A 15,463-nucleotide genomic window follows, 5' to 3' on the forward strand; every position below is an offset into this window, starting at 1 on the left:
AGCAGGCGCCGCCTCTACGGCGCCCGTTTCCCCTTACGTCAAGGACAGGAGAATGTCAGTCTAAACGGGTAACTGGTGGCGTTACCCAGCGGCGTCGTCACTGTTACATTAAACGTGCTGACCACATTCGCTACACAATTTGTCGGCGTCAGACTGTTAATTGTAACGGCATGCCGGCCTCCCTGGTTACCTTGAATGTTGCCTCCGGTACGGTCATCCACGCCAAGCGTGTTGTGCGGATAGATATTTTGTATGCTGTCCGGAGTAATGGATCCAACGCCATTGATCATATTCGTAATCGCGACCGTGGTCCCAGAGGGCATGGGGTTTTGATGCAAATCGCTGAATCTCAAGCTGAATTGACGCACTGCAGCGGCTGAAACGCTTCCAAGATCATAGGTGCTGCGATCCAGGCTTACCTGGGCCGACTGATCGAACAGCATGACATTCTCGGGACGGCTGCCGCTCAGGAAGATGGCGATCTTCGCGAACAACGTCTTGTTGCCGTCCGAAGTGCTGGCGCAGACGGTAGCAAGACCGGGCCACAGGCTGTCGGCCGTGCCGCCATTGCTGACATCATTGCAGGGCGTGACAGGTGGATTGGTCGCCACACGCGGGTTCTGGCTGCGGAAGTCGACCGAGCAGCCACCATTCATGGTAGTGCAGCCGCCCATGCTGGACGAGCCGATGGCGCCCAAATTGCTCTGAAATACCACCGGCGTGCCGTCAGGAACAGGGTTGCCCGCTTGGTCTGCCAGCAAGATAGTGACGGTCGTGGCAGGGGTGCCTAAGGGGCTGTCATACGACCAGCCTTCCACGCTAGACTTGACGGAGCTGAGCGAAAACGCCGTTTGCACAGGCAAACCCGTCGTTACTAGGATGGAATCGGACAAGGTGGAAATGCCAGAGGCCAGGCTGGCCTTAACACGGAAGGTGGTCGGGGTGGTGCCGGAATTCACGGTGGTGATGACGTCACCATTGGCATCCGTGGTGTCTTTCACTTTATTGAGCGTCATGCCAGGGCCGTTCAACAACGAAAACGTCACTTCCTGGCCGACCAGAGGTTTGTTGAAAGTATCGAATACGCGGAAAGTGAGCGTAGCCATTTCCGTGCGCGCTATGCCGCCCTGCCCTTGAATCACGATCGATTTTCCTACCGGACTGACGCTGGAAAATTGTACCGATGCCGGCGCGACGCGGCCGATCGGCAGCGTCGCGTGATACATGGAAGCGCTGCCCGCCACTGTGGCATTGACCATATCGTAGTCATTGCAACCCAGGTCGCGGAAAACAGCTGTGGCCTTGCCATTGACTACCGGCACGCCGCTGGTCACGCTAGCCTTGCCGGCCTGCACGCAAGTCGAACTGAAATTTACCGTCTGGCCTGATCCTGTGTACAGGCTGGTGCCAGCCATGACATCAACCGTGACGTTGGTGGTGCCATAGGCCGGGATGCTGGCGGGCGAAAACCGCATGTTCTCCGCACTCAGGTCGGTGGCTCCCAGCACATAATTGATCTGGCTGCTGGCAACGGCACCATTGGCCGTCGTGGTCGCCCGCAACGTGGCGGCGCCGCTGGCCGACAGACTGAAAGGACGCAGCGTTACGCTGGCCGTACCTGTCGCATCGGTCAGTGCCGTCCCTACCGATGGCGACATCACTGCCATGGTATTGTCAGTCGAGAATGCCACCAACACGTCGCTGATCGGTTTTCCGTTCAAATCGGTCACCAACGCCTTGGCCGTCAGCGGCATGGCGCTCGACAGCGCGTTACTGGCGCTGCCGCCATTGAGCAGCGCCAGTGTCATTTTGGCGCCCGATGCCTGGGCCGTTTTGATTTCATAACTGGCGTCGCCGGTGACCATAGCGGTGCCTGCCGCGACAGTGGCCGTCAGCTTGCCGGCACCGGTGACCGTCGCATTCAAGGCCGAGACGGTGATACTGGCATAGCCCTTGGCGTCGGTCAGCGCCGTGCCGTTGGTCGATGACAACGTTACCAGCGCGGGGTCGGCCGAAAACGTGACCACGGCATTGCTGATAGGAACGCCATTTTTATCGTTGACGAGCGCCTTGGCCGTCAGCGGCGTCGTGCTGCTCAATGCATTGCTAGGCTGGCCAGCGGCGTTCAACAGGCTCACCATGACCGTCGCGGCCACGCCGCCCGTCGTGCCGCCGCTGCTGCCGCCATCGAGGGTCGGATCACCGCCGCCGCCGCCGCAGGCGGCCAGCAGGGAGCCCAGCGCCAGCATGACCAGCCAATTCGATACCCTACTCCAAGAAGTATTGCCAAAAGAAAAATTCCGCATAGTCGCCATCAGTCCGCTTTCGTTTGCATTGTTACTTAAACGTAAAGATGTGACATTAACGTGTTGCTGGCCGATCTGCCACTATTTTCGGCGTAATAAACACCATCAGTTCCGTTTTTTCTTGACTGCGGCCCGTGCTGCGGAAAAAAACACCAAACACGGGGATGTCGCCCAGCAGCGGCACCTTGCTGTCCGTGCCCCGCTCCGATTGCTGATAAATACCGCCCAGCACCACCGTGCCGCCATCTTCCACCATCACTTGCGTGCGCACGTGCTTGGTGTCGATGGCGAAACCGGAGCGGGTTTCCTGCCCCACGCTGTCCTTGTTGACGTCCACTTCCAGCACCACGTTGCCGTCGGGCGTGATTTGCGGCGTCACTTCCAGACGCAGGTTCGCCTTGCGAAACGTGATCGACGTGGCGCCGCTGCTGGTGGCCACCTGGTACGGCAGTTCGATGCCCTGCTCGATCAGCGCCAGCACCTTGTCGGCCGTCACCACGCGGGGGCTGGAAATGATCTTGCCCCTGCCGTCCGCTTCCAGCGCGGACAACTCCAGGTTCAGAAAGCGGTTGGCGGCCGCCGAAAACAGGCTCAGGGCGAAGCTGGCCGGCTGCAAGCCGTTGATGCTGGCGGCCGGCAAGTTGACGAATTGCGTGTTCGGCACGAAGGCGCCGCTGCCCGCCACCGTTTGCCCCGTCGCCTCGCCCACGCCCTGATACGTGCCGCCGATGGCCGCGCGGCGTCCGCTGCCGCCCAGCGAAAAACCGGGCACCTGGCCCGCCGCCAGCCGCTGGTCCGTAAAACCGAGGCGCGCGCCCAGGTTGCGGCTGAAACTGTCGTTCGCCTCGACGATGCGCGCCTCGATCATGACTTGTCGGGTTGGAATATCCGTCTTGGCGATCAGCTGACGGATCTGCTCCAGGCGCGCCGGCACGTCGGTGACGAACAGCTGATTCGTGCGCGGCTCGATCAGCACGCTGCCACGGCGCGACAGCAGCCGGCTGCGCCCTTCCCCCGCGTCCAGGCCGAACACGGCGCGGAACGCTTCGGCCTTCTGGTAATTGAGCTGGAAGATGGCCGATTGCAAGGGTTCGAGTTCCGCGATCTGCGCGCGCGTTTCGAGCTCCAGTTTTTCGCGCGCGAGGATTTCCTCACGCGGCGCGATCCACAGCACGTTGCCATTGCGCCGCATGTCCAGGCCCTTGGCCTGCAGCAGCACGTCGAGCGCCTGGTCCCACGGCAAGTCGCGCAGGCGCAGGGTTACATTGCCCGCCACGCTATCGCTGGCGATGATGTTTTGCCCGGACGCATCGGCCAGGATGTGCAAGGCCGCGCGCACGCCCACGTTCTGGAAATCGACGGAGATTTTATCGCCCGCATACAGACGCGGCGCCGTCACCTGCACCACCGCCTCCTGGGCAAGGACACCGGCATGCAGACACAGCATGGCGGCCACGAGCATGCGGAGCGGCCTCATGGCGCCGCCTCGGGCAGGCTGGCCTTCGCCCCTGCCACCTGCAAGGCCAGGCTGCCGCGCCGCTCGCGCCAGGGGCCATCCGCCTCGCGCAGCAATTCACGGTACTGCACGGCCTGTTCACTGATGCCCGTCACCACACCGTGGTCTTGCCCCAGATACTGGCCCACGGCCACACGGTACACGCGCTGGCCCGCCAGCAGCAGCGCGTTCAGGCGCCCGTCCTGTTGCACGCTGCCGACCATGGTGATGGCAGGCAAGGCCACGCTTTCCAGCGGCTCGCGCACGCGGCGCGGGTCCGGCCCCGCCACGCCCCCACGCTGTCCGGGCGCGGGCGGCAAGGCATTAAATGGATCGGCCAGGGCCGCCGCCTCGTAGGGATGCGGCGCGACAGCGGCAAGCGGGCGCCATGCCGACGCACTGCCCTTTGAAGGTAATGCCGCTTGCGCCGCCAGCTCCCCCGCTTCGGGCAAACGATACGCCTGCAACACGGCATCCAGGGTCAGCAAGCGATCCTTGCCAAGGGTCAAGGCCAGCGCATGCACCGTGACGATGCGCGGCAGGCGCGCCAGGTCTGCCAGCAGCGCGCCCATGGCGTGGTAGCCGCCACGCAACTGTATCGTGATCGGCAAGGCGACATACGGCGCTTGCGGCCGCGCCGCGCCCGGCTTGAACAGTGAAAATTGCAGCCCGCGCGACTGGCCGGCGGCATTAATGTCCGTCAACAGCGCCGCCATCGCCTGCTGGTCAGGCAGTTGCTGTTCCAGCAGGGCCAGCTCGGCGCCGGCCTGACGTTGCTCTGCACGCCACTGCGGCAACTGCTTTGCCCTGGCCTGCGCCGCCAGATAATCGGCGCGCAAGCGGGCTTCCTCACTGTGCGCCAATCGCACTGCAGCCATCAGTCCATCGAGCCATGTGGCATGCAGCAGGGCAGTCACCAGCATGCCGGCCAGCGCAGCGCAAGCAAGGCGCGCCGGCAGCGGCCACAGTGACGCGGTCTTCAAGCTCAGCATGATCAACCTCCACGACTAAGAGCCTATCCCAGTAGATGAATACATCTCTTGCAAGCGCCCCTCAGAAGCGGGGAGTCGTCGCATGGCTCGCCACGCGTCCTCCTCGGGCCTTGTCCGCGCTCCTGATGTGCTGCCTGCAAAAGACGCTCCCTACTGGGATAGGCTCCAAGATTGTCCAGCGGGTGCCAAAGCCAGCCGTATCGTCCATTCCACGGCGCCATCTGCCGCGCCGCGCACTTCCATCACTTCCGGCCGGGACCAGGGCGCGGCCTGCTCCAGCGCCAATAATAGTGCCGCGACCTTTTCCTGCGAAACGGCCTGCCCTTGCAGGCGCACCATCGCCGTTTCCTGGCGCACACTGTGCAGGGCGACGCCAGCCGGCATCGCTTGGGCCAGAACCGCCAGCATGCGTACCCAGACGTTGCGCTGCGCTTGCAGACTAGCAATGGCTTGCTGGCGCAGCAGCAGGGCCGCCGTCTCGCCCTGCACGCGCTTGCCTGTGACAAGGACCGTATTGACTTGCTGCATTGCATGGCGCCAGCCCTCCTGGCGGTGCAACTGCACGTCGAGCTGGTGCTGCAGCCAGGCGCCCGCCGCCAAGGCCGTCAGCAATCCCAACAGCGCCCCACCGGCCAGTTGCCACAGCAGCCGCTGAATACGCCTGCGGCGTGCCGCCTGGCGATACGGCAAAAGATTGATGCATGGCACTTCCGCCACGGCCTTCATCGGGCGTACCGGTGCATGGCCAGGCCCCAGGCCAGTTGATAGTTCAGGCCGCCGCCGGGCAAGGCTTGCCAGCCGCCCTGCGCGAGCGCCGCCTGCAAGGCAAGCGCCTCGCTATCCATAATGACGGGCGTCAAGCCGGCCGCCTTGGCCGCATCGAGACGGCGCTGCACGCTGGCGCGCCGCGCCGCCACCAGCAGCACGTCGATCTCGCTGCCGGTCTGGCCGGCAAGCGGCGGCGCAGGGCCGAGAATGAAAAAATCCAGGTTGGCGTCTTCCAGCGCAAACGGCATGTATTGTCCCGCTTCCAGTTCCACGAGGATTTCCAGTTGTTCCTCCGGCAATCCGGCAGGCAGGCGGATCGCATGCGTGATCAGGGCCGTGGCCGGCATGGCCAGCGCCACGCGCGTGCAGCCGCTGCCACTGTCGCGGCATGCCAGGCGCACGGCGGCAGCCAGGCCCTGCAGATCTTCGATCATGCCTTCACGCATTACTCCTGCCGCCAGCGCGGCGCTGCCGCAATGCCGGCACGCCAGTGTTCCCCGCCGGCGTATCAACTCGACCACGCGCACGGCGTCGTCCGCGATGTCGACGCCCAGCAAGCCGGTGCCAAGAAGACTGCTGATGGACATGTTTTTCATAGAGAAACGTCAGCGTGGAAGGAAGTCCTGCCATCCGCAAGCCTAGTCCCGGCAGCGCTGGCTTGTAAACGGATTTCACGCTGGTGTCTGCGGCGCGCGGCGCCTATCTGGCGGGGCCGTGATCTGGCGCAGGATAATTGTTACCAAATCCTGGTTGCCAGCGGGCCAATACACGCTTATATAGAGTATCGGCAAGTTTCAACACTCCCCCGGCAAGCGCCACGGCGCGCTGCCACCCCGGCAAGCTCGCTTATAATTGGCCGGCATAATTAACCGAAAGACATACGACGCATGACATCTTCAAAATCCGCTGGCCCCGCTGGCTCGAAGCCGCCCACCAAGGGCAGCAAACCCAAACGTTTCCTGCTGATGGCCCTGGCATCGCTGCTGGGCCTGGGCATCGTCGGCGTGTTGCTGGTGGTCTTCGGCCTGGCCATGGCCTATCCGAACCTGCCGGCGCTCGATACCTTGACCGATTACAAGCCCAAGATGCCGCTGCGCGTGTTCACGTCCGACAGTGTGCTGATCGGCGAGTTCGGCGAGGAACGGCGCAACATGGTGCACATCAAGGATATTCCCGATGTCATGAAGAAAGCCGTGCTGGCCATCGAAGATGACCGCTTTTATGAGCATGGCGGCGTCGATTACCTGGGCATCACCCGTGCGGCCCTGCACAACCTGACGGGCGGCGCCAAGCAAGGCGCCTCGACCATCACGCAGCAGGTGGCGCGCAATTTCTTCCTGTCCAGCGAACAGACCTTGAAACGCAAGGCGTATGAAGTCTTGCTGGCATGGAAGATCGAGAAAAACCTCAGCAAGGACCAGATCCTCGAAGTGTATATGAACCAGATTTATCTGGGACAGCGTGCCTACGGCTTCGCCTCGGCCGCGCAAATCTATTTCGGCAAGAATATCCAGGACCTCACCGTGGCCGAAGCGGCCATGCTGGCCGGCTTGCCGAAAGCGCCGTCGGCCTACAATCCCGTCGTCAATCCGAAACGCGCGCGCATGCGCCAGCAATACATTCTGCAGCGCATGGCGCAACTGGGCTACATCACGCCGGCGCAGTACGAAGAAGCGAAAAATGAAGAGCTGAAAGTGAAAACCGACAGCAGCGCCTTCGGCGTACACGCGGAATATGTGTCGGAAATGGCGCGCCAGCTGGTCTACGAGCAATTCAAGGAAGACACCTATACGCGCGGCCTGAACGTCTACACCACCATCACCAAGGCCGACCAGGACGCCGCCTACATCGCCTTGCGCAAGGGCGTCATGGATTACGAAAAACGCCACGGCTACCGCGGCCCGGAAGCGTATATCGAGATTCCGAAGACCAAGGCCGAAGCCGATGACGCGATCGAGACGGAGCTGGCCGACCACCCGGACAGCGACGACATCATCGCCGCCATGGTGCTGCAAGCTTCGCCCAAGTCCATCCAGGCTGTCACCTCGGCCGGCGAGGAAATCACCATTACCGGCCCCGGCCTGACCTTCGGTGCGGCCTGGCTGTCGGAAAAAGCGGCACCGAACCGCCGCATCAAGCGTGGCGCCGTGATCCGTGTCATGCAGGAAAACAACGCCTGGGTCTTGACGCAGATGCCGGAAGTGCAATCGGCGTTCATCTCGGCCAGCACCACGGACGGCGCCATCCGCGCCATGGTGGGCGGCTTCGATTACAACCGCAACAAGTTCAACCACGTCACGCAGGCGTGGCGCCAGCCCGGTTCGGCCTTCAAGCCTTTCATCTATTCCGCTTCGCTGGAACGGGGCCTGTCGCCGGCCACCATCATCAACGATGCGCCGATCTCGTTCGACGCGGGCCAGACGGGCGGCCAGGCGTGGGAACCGAAGAACTACGACAGCAAATACGATGGCCCGATGACCATGCGCAAGGGCTTGATGAAATCGAAGAACATGATTTCCATCCGCATCCTGCACAAGATCGGCGCCAAGTATGGCCAGGAATACGCGACGCGCTTCGGCTTTGACGCGGACAAGAACCCGCCGTACCTGACCCTGGCACTGGGCGCCGGCAACGTGACGCCCCTGCAGATGGCCGGCGCCTACGCCGTGTTCGCCAACGGCGGCTACAAGATCAACCCGTACCTGATCGCCAAGGTGACCGACAGCGACGGCAATGTCCTGTCGCAAGCCAAGCCGGACCTGGCGGGCGAGGAAGCCAACCGCGTTATCGACGAGCGCAATGCCTTCATGATGAACAGCATGCTCAACGACGTCGTGCGCTTCGGCACGGCAAACAAGGCCATGGCCCTGAAACGCCCTGACCTGGCCGGCAAGACGGGTACGACCAACGATTCCATCGACGCGTGGTTCGCCGGCTACCAGGCCAAGCTGGTGGGCATCGCCTGGATCGGCTACGACCAGCCGCGCAACCTGGGCAACCGCGAAACGGGCGGCGGCCTGGCCTTGCCGATCTGGATCAGCTACATGGCGAAAGCCCTGAAAAGCATTCCCGTCGAGGAGCGCGCCGTGCCGGAAGGCCTGATCCGCGTGGGCGATGAGTACTACTATGCGGAAAATCCGCCGGGCACGGGCGTCGGCAGCCTGGAAGGCGCGGCGCGCGGTACGCCGGAAGAAGAAAAGGCGAAAGAAGCCGTGAAGAACGAGTTGTTCTGACGGCAGCGCATGGAGTAGGTCGGGTTAGGCCGCAGGCCGTCACCCGACACCACGCCGGCGCCAGATGTTGTCGGATTACGCAAGCAAAAAGGGCAGCCCATGCAGGCTGCCCTTTTTTATTGCGCGCGGCTAAAACAATTACTTCAATACCACCGGTGCGCCCGCCTGCTCGCTGGCCATGCCGGACAAGGCCGCAAACAGTTCCGAGCCGTCGCGCGTGTTGATCCACTCGTCGCCCACGCGCTTGTAGTGGAAACCGCCGGAACGGGCGGCCACCCACATTTCGCGCATGGGAGCCTGGCTGTTGACGATGATTTTCGTGCCGTTGTCGATGAATTCGATTTCCAGCACATTGCCGCTGCGGCTGCATTCGACGTCGAGCACGTCTTCATCGTTCAGCCGGTCCAATGCCGCCTCGATCTGGGTCAGGGTGGCTTCGGCCAGGGCCAGGAATTCCGATTCGCTCATGCTACACTCCAAAGATCTTAATCAAACCGTGATTCTAATCGTGAAGTCATCCTCAGCGTTTTATATCGGCATCGCCATTGTGGTTTCTAGCGTCCTGGCCGGCTGCGGCCAGCCCGGCCCCCTGTATCTGCCCAAGCCGCCAGCGGCCAAGGGCGCACCGGCCAAAGGCCCCGTCGAACCGGCCCCCGTGCCGCCGCCGCCCGTCATCGTGCCGGCGACCTAAACGGAGCGCACCGGGGCGGCGGCATGCGCCGCCCTGGCGTTCTTGACGCGCTTGCTCCAGGCGAAAACCACGCGAATTAACAGCAGTAGCGCGACGATGCTGCCGAACAGGATCGGTTGCGCGAAATTGTGCTTGCCCGCCTTCATCCACCAGAAGTGCAGGATGCCGAGCGGCGCGATCACATAGATCAACCGGTGCAGCCACTGCCAGCGCTTGCCGCCCAGGCGCTTGACCATGCCGTTCGTGCTCGTCACGGCCAGCGGAATCAGCAACACAAAGGCAATAAAGCCCACCGTGATGAACGGCCGCTTGAGCACATCCTTCCACATTTCCTGCAGATCGAAAAAGTGATCGAACCATAAAAACGTGGTGAAGTGCAGCGCCGCGTAGAAAAACGCAAACAGGCCCAGCATGCGCCGCAGCTTGATCAGCCAATTCCATTGGGTGAGGCGCCGCAAGGGCGTCACCGCCAGGCTGATGCACAGGAAATACAGGGTCCAGTCGCCCGTGCCGCGCGTGATGAATTCCAGCGGCTCCACCAGTTGCCCCGTGTACGTCAGCCAGACCATGCGTGCGAACGGCAGCAGCGCCAGCAAAAAGATCAGGCTTTTCAGCAGCGACAACTGCCTGGTCGAGGGATTGAGGGCCATGGTCTTTCCTTAAAAGAACTTCTTCAGATCCATGCCCGCGTACAAGGAAGCAACATCGTTGTAGCCATTGAACATCAGGGTCTTGCGCTTGCGCGCAAGAAAACCGTCTTCGCCGATGCGCCGTTCGGACGCCTGCGACCAGCGCGGATGATCGACGTTCGGGTTCACGTTCGAATAAAAACCGTATTCGGACGGCGCCGACAGGTTCCAGGACGTGCGCGGCTGTTCCTTGACGAAACGGATCTTGACGATGGATTTGGCCGATTTAAAGCCATATTTCCACGGCAAGACCATGCGCACGGGCGCGCCGTTCTGGTTCGGCAAGGTTTCGCCGTACATGCCCAGGGTCAGCAGCGCCAGCGGATGGTTCGCTTCGTCAATGCGCAAGCCTTCCGTATAGGGCCACTGCAGCACGCGGCTGCCCACGCCCGGCATCTGCTTCTTGTCGGCCAGGGTGATGAATTCCACGTACTTGGCATTGCCCGTCGGCTCGACCTTCTTGATGATTTCCGAAAAGGAATAACCGACCCACGGAATCACCATCGACCAGCCTTCCACGCAGCGCAGCCGGTAGACGCGCTCTTCCAGCGGCGCCAGCTTGAGCAGCGCATCGAGGTCCAGGGTCATCGGCTTTTTCACTTCGCCTTCGATGCTGACCGTCCACGGCCGCGTGCGCAGGGTGCCCGCGTTTTGCGCAGGGTCGCTCTTGTCCGTGCCGAATTCGTAGAAATTGTTGTAGCTGGTGGCGTCTTTATAGGCCGTCTGCTTGTCCAGCGCCGAATAGGCGGGATTGAGCTTCGCTGCCAGCTTGGGATTCGTGCCTTGCGCGAACGCTTCGCGGCTGGCCATTTCCAGCAAGGCCGCGCTGGACATCGAGCCCAGCGCCACTTGCTTAATGAAGCTGCGGCGCGATTCAAACACGGCGCGCGGCGTGATTTCGGAAGAGTACGGCAACTCAATGCCGTTGGGACTGCGCTTGATCAACATGGCGGCTCCGGAAAAAGGTGATTGGATATACCTTACACCAGTTTTTCCGGGCCGTTCATGACGCTTCTGTCATGCAAAAATGAATTACAGCTTGCCGTAAGAGTGCAAACCTGAAAGGAACATATTCACGCCCAGGAAGGCAAACGTGGTCACCAGCAAGCCCACCAGCGCCCACCACGAGGCGACGCGGCCGCGCAAGCCCGTCATCAATCGCATGTGCAGCCAGGCTGCATAGTTGAGCCAGACGATCAGCGCCCACGTTTCCTTCGGGTCCCACGACCAGTAGCCGCCCCACGCTTCGGCCGCCCACAGGGCGCCCAGGATGGTCGCTACCGTGAAGAAAGCGAAGCCGACGGAAATGGCCTTGTACATGACGTCGTCGAGCACTTCCAGCGACGGCAGCCGGTCGACCAGGTAGCCGCTCGACTTGAGCAGGTAGGCCGCCGCCACCATGGCCGACAGGGCAAACGTGCCGTAGCCGATGAAGTTGGCCGGTACGTGGATCTTCATCCACCAGCTTTGCAGGGCCGGCACCAGCGGCTGGATTTCCGCCGCGTCGCGCGTGACCGTGTACCACATCAGGAACACGACGGCCGCCGAAATGACGAGCATGACGAAGGCGCCCAGCTGGCGCGTCGCATAATGCTGCTCGTAATACAGGTAGAACATGGCCGTGATCAGGGAAAACAGGATGAACACTTCATACAGGTTCGACACGGGAATGTGGCCCACGTCGGCGCCGATCAGGTAAGACTCGTACCAGCGCACCAGCATGCCCGTCAGACCCAGCACCACGCCGACCCAGCACAGCAGGGAGCCGACGGACGAACCGAATTCCGAACGCGCCACCAGGCCGATCCAGTAGAACAGGGTCGACAGCACGAACAGGGTGCCCATCCACAAGATGGCCGATTGGCTCGACAAGATGTATTTCAGGAAGAATTTCTGGTTCGCCATCTCCAGGTGGCCGCTATACAGTTCGATGGCGAACAGCGACAGCACGGCAGCCAGCGGGATCAGCCAGCGCACGGGCTTCCAGTACCAGCCCAGCCACGCGAACGTGGGTGCCGCGGCCAGCAGGATGGCCTTTTCATAGATATCCATGAAGGCGCCAAAGCGCATCAGGCCGAACAGTGAAGCCGCCAGCAAGCCGGCGCCGTACAGCCAATCGATCAGGCTCAGGCGCTTGAAAAATCCTGCTTCCTGCGTATATATTTGCTTGTTTGCCAATTCCATCATTTTCTCCATTCCCGGCGACGCGCAAGCGTCCCGAAACTCAGCCAATCCAACTCAGCGCAGCTTACGCCGATTGCGGCAGCTTTGCCTTCAAGTTCTCAAATTCTTTTTCAAAATCCAGCGTCTTGCGTTGCGTGCTCATGGCCATCAGGGCCTCGCTGCCGCCCTCGCCATCCTTGATCCACACCCACAGGCGGCGCTCGCGGATATAAAACATGGAAAATACGCCGATCACGAGGAACAGGCAACCGAGGTAGACCACGCTCTTGCCCGGCGAACGCGTCACCTGCAGCACGGAGGCCTTGATTTCCGTAAAGTCGTCGAGTTGCAGGTACACGGGCGCGCCATAGAAGAAGCTGTCGGACAGCGCATTCGTGGCCAGCTGCAGGAAGCGGCCGTGCTTGTCATCGGCCTCGACGGCTTTCAAGCCATCCTGGGCGCGTGCCGCCTGCCACAAGTCCCACAGGCTGCCATTGAGGATTTTCATGAAGATATCGGCCGCTTTTTCTTGCTCGGCGGCAGGGATTTTCTCCAGGAAACGAGAAATGGCGAGGAAACCGCCCTCTTGCCCGTTGCCGGCAAAAATGCCCAGGCTTTTCGCCGCCGATTCCTGCAACTGGCCGCGCAAGGCTTCCGCGTTCGCCTGCGGCATGGCGCGCGCCGCATAGCGGGCGGCGGCCTGCTGGCGCAGCGCTGGATCTTGCAGCGCGGCACGCAAACGCATCCACTCATTCACGCTGACATTGTCGTCGGCGGGAATGCGCAGATAGCTGAACGGGTCGCTGGGGTTGACGCGCATGCCGGCCAGGAACACCGTCGTGCCATCGACCGTGACGGGCTGCATATAGTTCTGGTACTCGCGCGCTTGGCCCGTCTTGTCGCGCAATTTGTATTGCACCGACGGCCCCACGTTCTTGAGATCCTTGTTGTTGGCGTTTTTCGCGGCCGACCCGAGGCGCTTATCGAGGCCGACGGCGAATTTATCGTTAAAGCTTTCCGCCTTGTTGACGGCGCGCACGTCCTGGCCGGCGCTGAGGTTTTCCACGTTGAAGGGACGGAAACCTGACCATTCCACCGTGTAGGAATTGCCGTCGCTGCGCTCGAGCGGCGTGCTGCCGCCCACTTCGCCGCCGATATCGAAGCGTTTCGTCGTCTTGCCCGTCATGGGAAAACCGGTCAACTTGAGCTTGCTGCCGCCATCCTCAAAGCTGGACTGGTACAGGGCCAGGCCCTTGTACAGCAGCGGCTGGTTGACCTTGATGGTTGCAGGAAAACTTTCTCCCGTTGCATGGTCGGTGATGACGACATCGCTGGCGAACAGCTTGGGCATGCCCGTGCTGTAAAAATCGATGTGGAATTTCTTCAGCAGGATGGTGATGGGCAGATCCTGGATCAGCACGCCATCGGCCTGCGGAATGATGGCCGTGTTGCTCGACGAGCCTTCCGGGATCATGGTGTTGCCGCGGAAAGTAGGATTCGACAGGCTCAAGCGGTGCTGGGCGGGAATGTCGGCGATCACGCCACTGCCGGAAAACGGCGTCTTGCCAAAGAACCATTGCTGTACGCGTATCGGCATTTCCGAATCGAGCAAGCCGCCCACGCAGATGATGACGATGGCGCCATGGGCAAAGATATAGCCCCATTTATTCGCCGCGCCCCGCTTGGCCGCCACCAGGGTGGCGTTATCCTTCTCGACCACCTTGGCCCCGTAGCCGGCGTCTTTCAGGCGCATGACCATCTGCTGCGCCAGCACGGCGCGCGGCAACGGCGCCTGCCATTCCAGCTTGTGGTGGAAATTGCGCAAGGATTGCTCGCGCACGGTTTCGCGCCAGCTGCGCATGTCCTTGAGCATCTTCGGCGCATTGCGCACGATGCACAGCGAGGTCGAGGCGACCAGAAAACCCATGATGACGAGGAACCACCAGGCCGAATACACGGAATACAGGCTCAGCTTGTCGAAGACGGCAAACCAGAACGGACCGAACTGGTTCACATAATTGGGCATGGGCTCGTTTTGCTTGAGCACGGTGCCGATGATGGAGGCGACGGCGATCAGGGTCAGCAAGCTGATGGCAAAGCGCATCGACGAGACCAGCTCGACGAATTCAGCCAGGCTGCGGCGTTGGGTCTTTAACTCGATTCCGGTCGTGCCTGTGCTCATACGTGGATACTCATACGGGATATGCAATCTTCAAGGAAATGTAGGCATGGAGCAGAGTGTTTCTCCGCGCAAGGCGGCAGCATACTCCTGTTTGGCCCCTGCCATGAAAAAGGGCAGCCTGTGGAAACGGCCGCCCTTGTTCACGCGCGCTGCTGCGCCTGGCAATCTCTTGCCACTATGAAAACTTACTTCAGGCCGGCGATATAATCGGCCACGGCGGCGATTTCGTCATCCGACATGCGGGCGGCGATGGTGTGCATTTGCGCGCTGTTCTTGCGGGCGTCCGCCTTGGTGCTGCGGAACATCGTCAGCTGGGCCACCGTGTAATCCTGGTGCTGGCCGGCGATGCGCGGATACTGGACGGGAATGCCATTGCCCGTCGCGCCATGACAGCTGGCGCAGGCGGCAACTTGCTTGGAAGCAATGCCACCACGGTAGATTCTCTTGCCCAGGTCGATAGTATCCTTGTTTTTCGCGGCACCCGGCTTGGACAGCTGCGCGCCCAGGTAGGCGGCGATATTCTTCTTGTCGGCGTCGCTGAGCATCTTCGCGTACGTCGTCATGACGGGCTGGTTGCGTTCCGGCGTGGTGAAGTCGACCAGTTGCTTGTAGATATAGCTTTCGTGCTGGCCGGCCAGCTTCGGATTGACCGTGATGGTCGAATTGCCGGCCGCGCCATGGCAGGAGACGCAGGCAGGCAAGCCGCGCGCCGCATCGCCATCGGCGTACAGGGTAGCGCCCTTGGCAGCGTCGGCCTTGACGGCCGGTTTTGGTGCTTCGACCGCGGAGGCAGTTGCCGATACAGCCAGCAAAGCGAGCAGCATGGATTTGAACAACGGTGAAAACGCACGATTCATTCAGGCACCCTGAGACAGTGAGAAATTAGTGGTGGACATTGCCGCGCCCTGTGGATTTTTGCTTTATTTTCAGGGCCGCAAGCCGCA

12 protein-coding genes and 1 pseudogene are annotated in these 15,463 nt (G+C 61.6%); 2 read left to right on the top strand and 11 right to left on the bottom strand.

What is annotated here, in order from left to right:
* Positions 1–38: 38 nt before the first annotated feature.
* From IGS60_RS25825 to pilM, 5 genes and pseudogenes are all read right to left on the bottom strand, one after another.
* Positions 39–2,249 carry a hypothetical protein gene (locus IGS60_RS25825; RefSeq protein WP_070312502.1) on the bottom strand — a complete coding sequence of 737 codons (2,211 nt, stop codon included), beginning with the start codon at positions 2,247–2,249 and terminating at the stop codon, positions 39–41.
* Between the two features lie 112 nt (positions 2,250–2,361).
* Positions 2,362–3,693: pseudogene (locus IGS60_RS25830) on the bottom strand (type IV pilus secretin PilQ); the annotation flags it as partial.
* 86 nt (positions 3,694–3,779) lie between these two features.
* Positions 3,780–4,793, bottom strand: a complete 1,014-nt coding sequence (locus IGS60_RS25835; RefSeq protein WP_230506600.1) for a pilus assembly protein PilP — start codon at positions 4,791–4,793, stop codon at positions 3,780–3,782.
* 150 nt (positions 4,794–4,943) lie between these two features.
* Positions 4,944–5,519, bottom strand: coding sequence for a PilN domain-containing protein (locus tag IGS60_RS25840; RefSeq protein WP_230506601.1), 576 nt, complete (start codon positions 5,517–5,519; stop codon positions 4,944–4,946).
* The gene (gene pilM, locus IGS60_RS25845; protein WP_070292335.1) at positions 5,516–6,148 is read right to left on the bottom strand and encodes a pilus assembly protein PilM; all 633 of its coding nucleotides are present in this window, start codon (positions 6,146–6,148) and stop codon (positions 5,516–5,518) included. The genes IGS60_RS25840 and pilM overlap by 4 nt, the downstream gene beginning before the upstream one ends.
* Before the next feature lie 300 nt (positions 6,149–6,448).
* On the opposite strand from pilM, the gene IGS60_RS25850 reads away from it, so the two are divergent.
* A complete protein-coding gene (locus IGS60_RS25850) occupies positions 6,449–8,794 on the top strand; it encodes a penicillin-binding protein 1A (protein WP_230506602.1) in 2,346 nt (781 codons plus the stop codon).
* A 138-nt stretch (positions 8,795–8,932) separates the two neighbouring features.
* Here the strand turns inward: IGS60_RS25850 and cyaY are convergent, their stop codons facing one another.
* The gene (cyaY, locus tag IGS60_RS25855; RefSeq protein ID WP_070221691.1) at positions 8,933–9,262 is read right to left on the bottom strand and encodes an iron donor protein CyaY; all 330 of its coding nucleotides are present in this window, start codon (positions 9,260–9,262) and stop codon (positions 8,933–8,935) included.
* Positions 9,263–9,302: 40 nt separating this feature from the next.
* On the opposite strand from cyaY, the gene IGS60_RS25860 reads away from it, so the two are divergent.
* On the top strand, positions 9,303–9,485 hold the full coding sequence (locus IGS60_RS25860) for a lipoprotein (protein WP_070221692.1): 183 nt from the start codon (positions 9,303–9,305) through the stop codon (positions 9,483–9,485).
* Here the strand turns inward: IGS60_RS25860 and IGS60_RS25865 are convergent.
* From IGS60_RS25865 to IGS60_RS25885, 5 genes are all read right to left on the bottom strand, one after another.
* Positions 9,482–10,135: a sulfite oxidase heme-binding subunit YedZ gene (locus IGS60_RS25865; protein ID WP_121668329.1), complete on the bottom strand. Its 654-nt coding sequence runs from the start codon at positions 10,133–10,135 to the stop codon at positions 9,482–9,484. The genes IGS60_RS25860 and IGS60_RS25865 overlap by 4 nt on opposite strands.
* A gap of 9 nt (positions 10,136–10,144) precedes the next feature.
* Positions 10,145–11,122: a protein-methionine-sulfoxide reductase catalytic subunit MsrP gene (msrP, locus tag IGS60_RS25870; protein WP_070221694.1), complete on the bottom strand. Its 978-nt coding sequence runs from the start codon at positions 11,120–11,122 to the stop codon at positions 10,145–10,147.
* Between the two features lie 84 nt (positions 11,123–11,206).
* Positions 11,207–12,358: a c-type cytochrome biogenesis protein CcsB gene (ccsB, locus tag IGS60_RS25875; protein WP_230506609.1), complete on the bottom strand. Its 1,152-nt coding sequence runs from the start codon at positions 12,356–12,358 to the stop codon at positions 11,207–11,209.
* Between the two features lie 64 nt (positions 12,359–12,422).
* Positions 12,423–14,519, bottom strand: a complete 2,097-nt coding sequence (locus IGS60_RS25880; RefSeq protein ID WP_070221696.1) for a cytochrome c biogenesis protein ResB — start codon at positions 14,517–14,519, stop codon at positions 12,423–12,425.
* Between the two features lie 185 nt (positions 14,520–14,704).
* Entirely contained in the window at positions 14,705–15,376 is a 672-nt protein-coding gene (locus IGS60_RS25885; protein WP_230506603.1) for a cytochrome c, read from the bottom strand.
* Between the last annotated feature and the right edge of the window lie 87 nt (positions 15,377–15,463).

This window comes from Janthinobacterium sp. FW305-128, assembly GCF_020858135.1.
GTDB lineage: Bacteria > Pseudomonadota > Gammaproteobacteria > Burkholderiales > Burkholderiaceae_D > Janthinobacterium.

Excerpts from the sequence above, each read along its gene's own strand:
- IGS60_RS25825 (WP_070312502.1), bottom strand. The coding sequence starts at position 2,249 with ATGCTGGCGCTGGGCTCCCTGCTGGCCGCCTGCGGCGGCGGCGGCGGT.
- IGS60_RS25835 (WP_230506600.1), bottom strand. The coding sequence starts at position 4,793 with ATGCTGAGCTTGAAGACCGCGTCACTGTGGCCGCTGCCGGCGCGCCTT.
- IGS60_RS25840 (WP_230506601.1), bottom strand. The coding sequence starts at position 5,519 with ATGAAGGCCGTGGCGGAAGTGCCATGCATCAATCTTTTGCCGTATCGC.
- pilM (WP_070292335.1), bottom strand. The coding sequence starts at position 6,148 with ATGTCCATCAGCAGTCTTCTTGGCACCGGCTTGCTGGGCGTCGACATC.
- IGS60_RS25850 (WP_230506602.1), top strand. The coding sequence starts at position 6,449 with ATGACATCTTCAAAATCCGCTGGCCCCGCTGGCTCGAAGCCGCCCACC.
- cyaY (WP_070221691.1), bottom strand. The coding sequence starts at position 9,262 with ATGAGCGAATCGGAATTCCTGGCCCTGGCCGAAGCCACCCTGACCCAG.
- IGS60_RS25865 (WP_121668329.1), bottom strand. The coding sequence starts at position 10,135 with ATGGCCCTCAATCCCTCGACCAGGCAGTTGTCGCTGCTGAAAAGCCTG.
- msrP (WP_070221694.1), bottom strand. The coding sequence starts at position 11,122 with ATGTTGATCAAGCGCAGTCCCAACGGCATTGAGTTGCCGTACTCTTCC.
- ccsB (WP_230506609.1), bottom strand. The coding sequence starts at position 12,358 with ATGGAATTGGCAAACAAGCAAATATATACGCAGGAAGCAGGATTTTTC.
- IGS60_RS25880 (WP_070221696.1), bottom strand. The coding sequence starts at position 14,519 with ATGAGCACAGGCACGACCGGAATCGAGTTAAAGACCCAACGCCGCAGC.
- IGS60_RS25885 (WP_230506603.1), bottom strand. The coding sequence starts at position 15,376 with ATGAATCGTGCGTTTTCACCGTTGTTCAAATCCATGCTGCTCGCTTTG.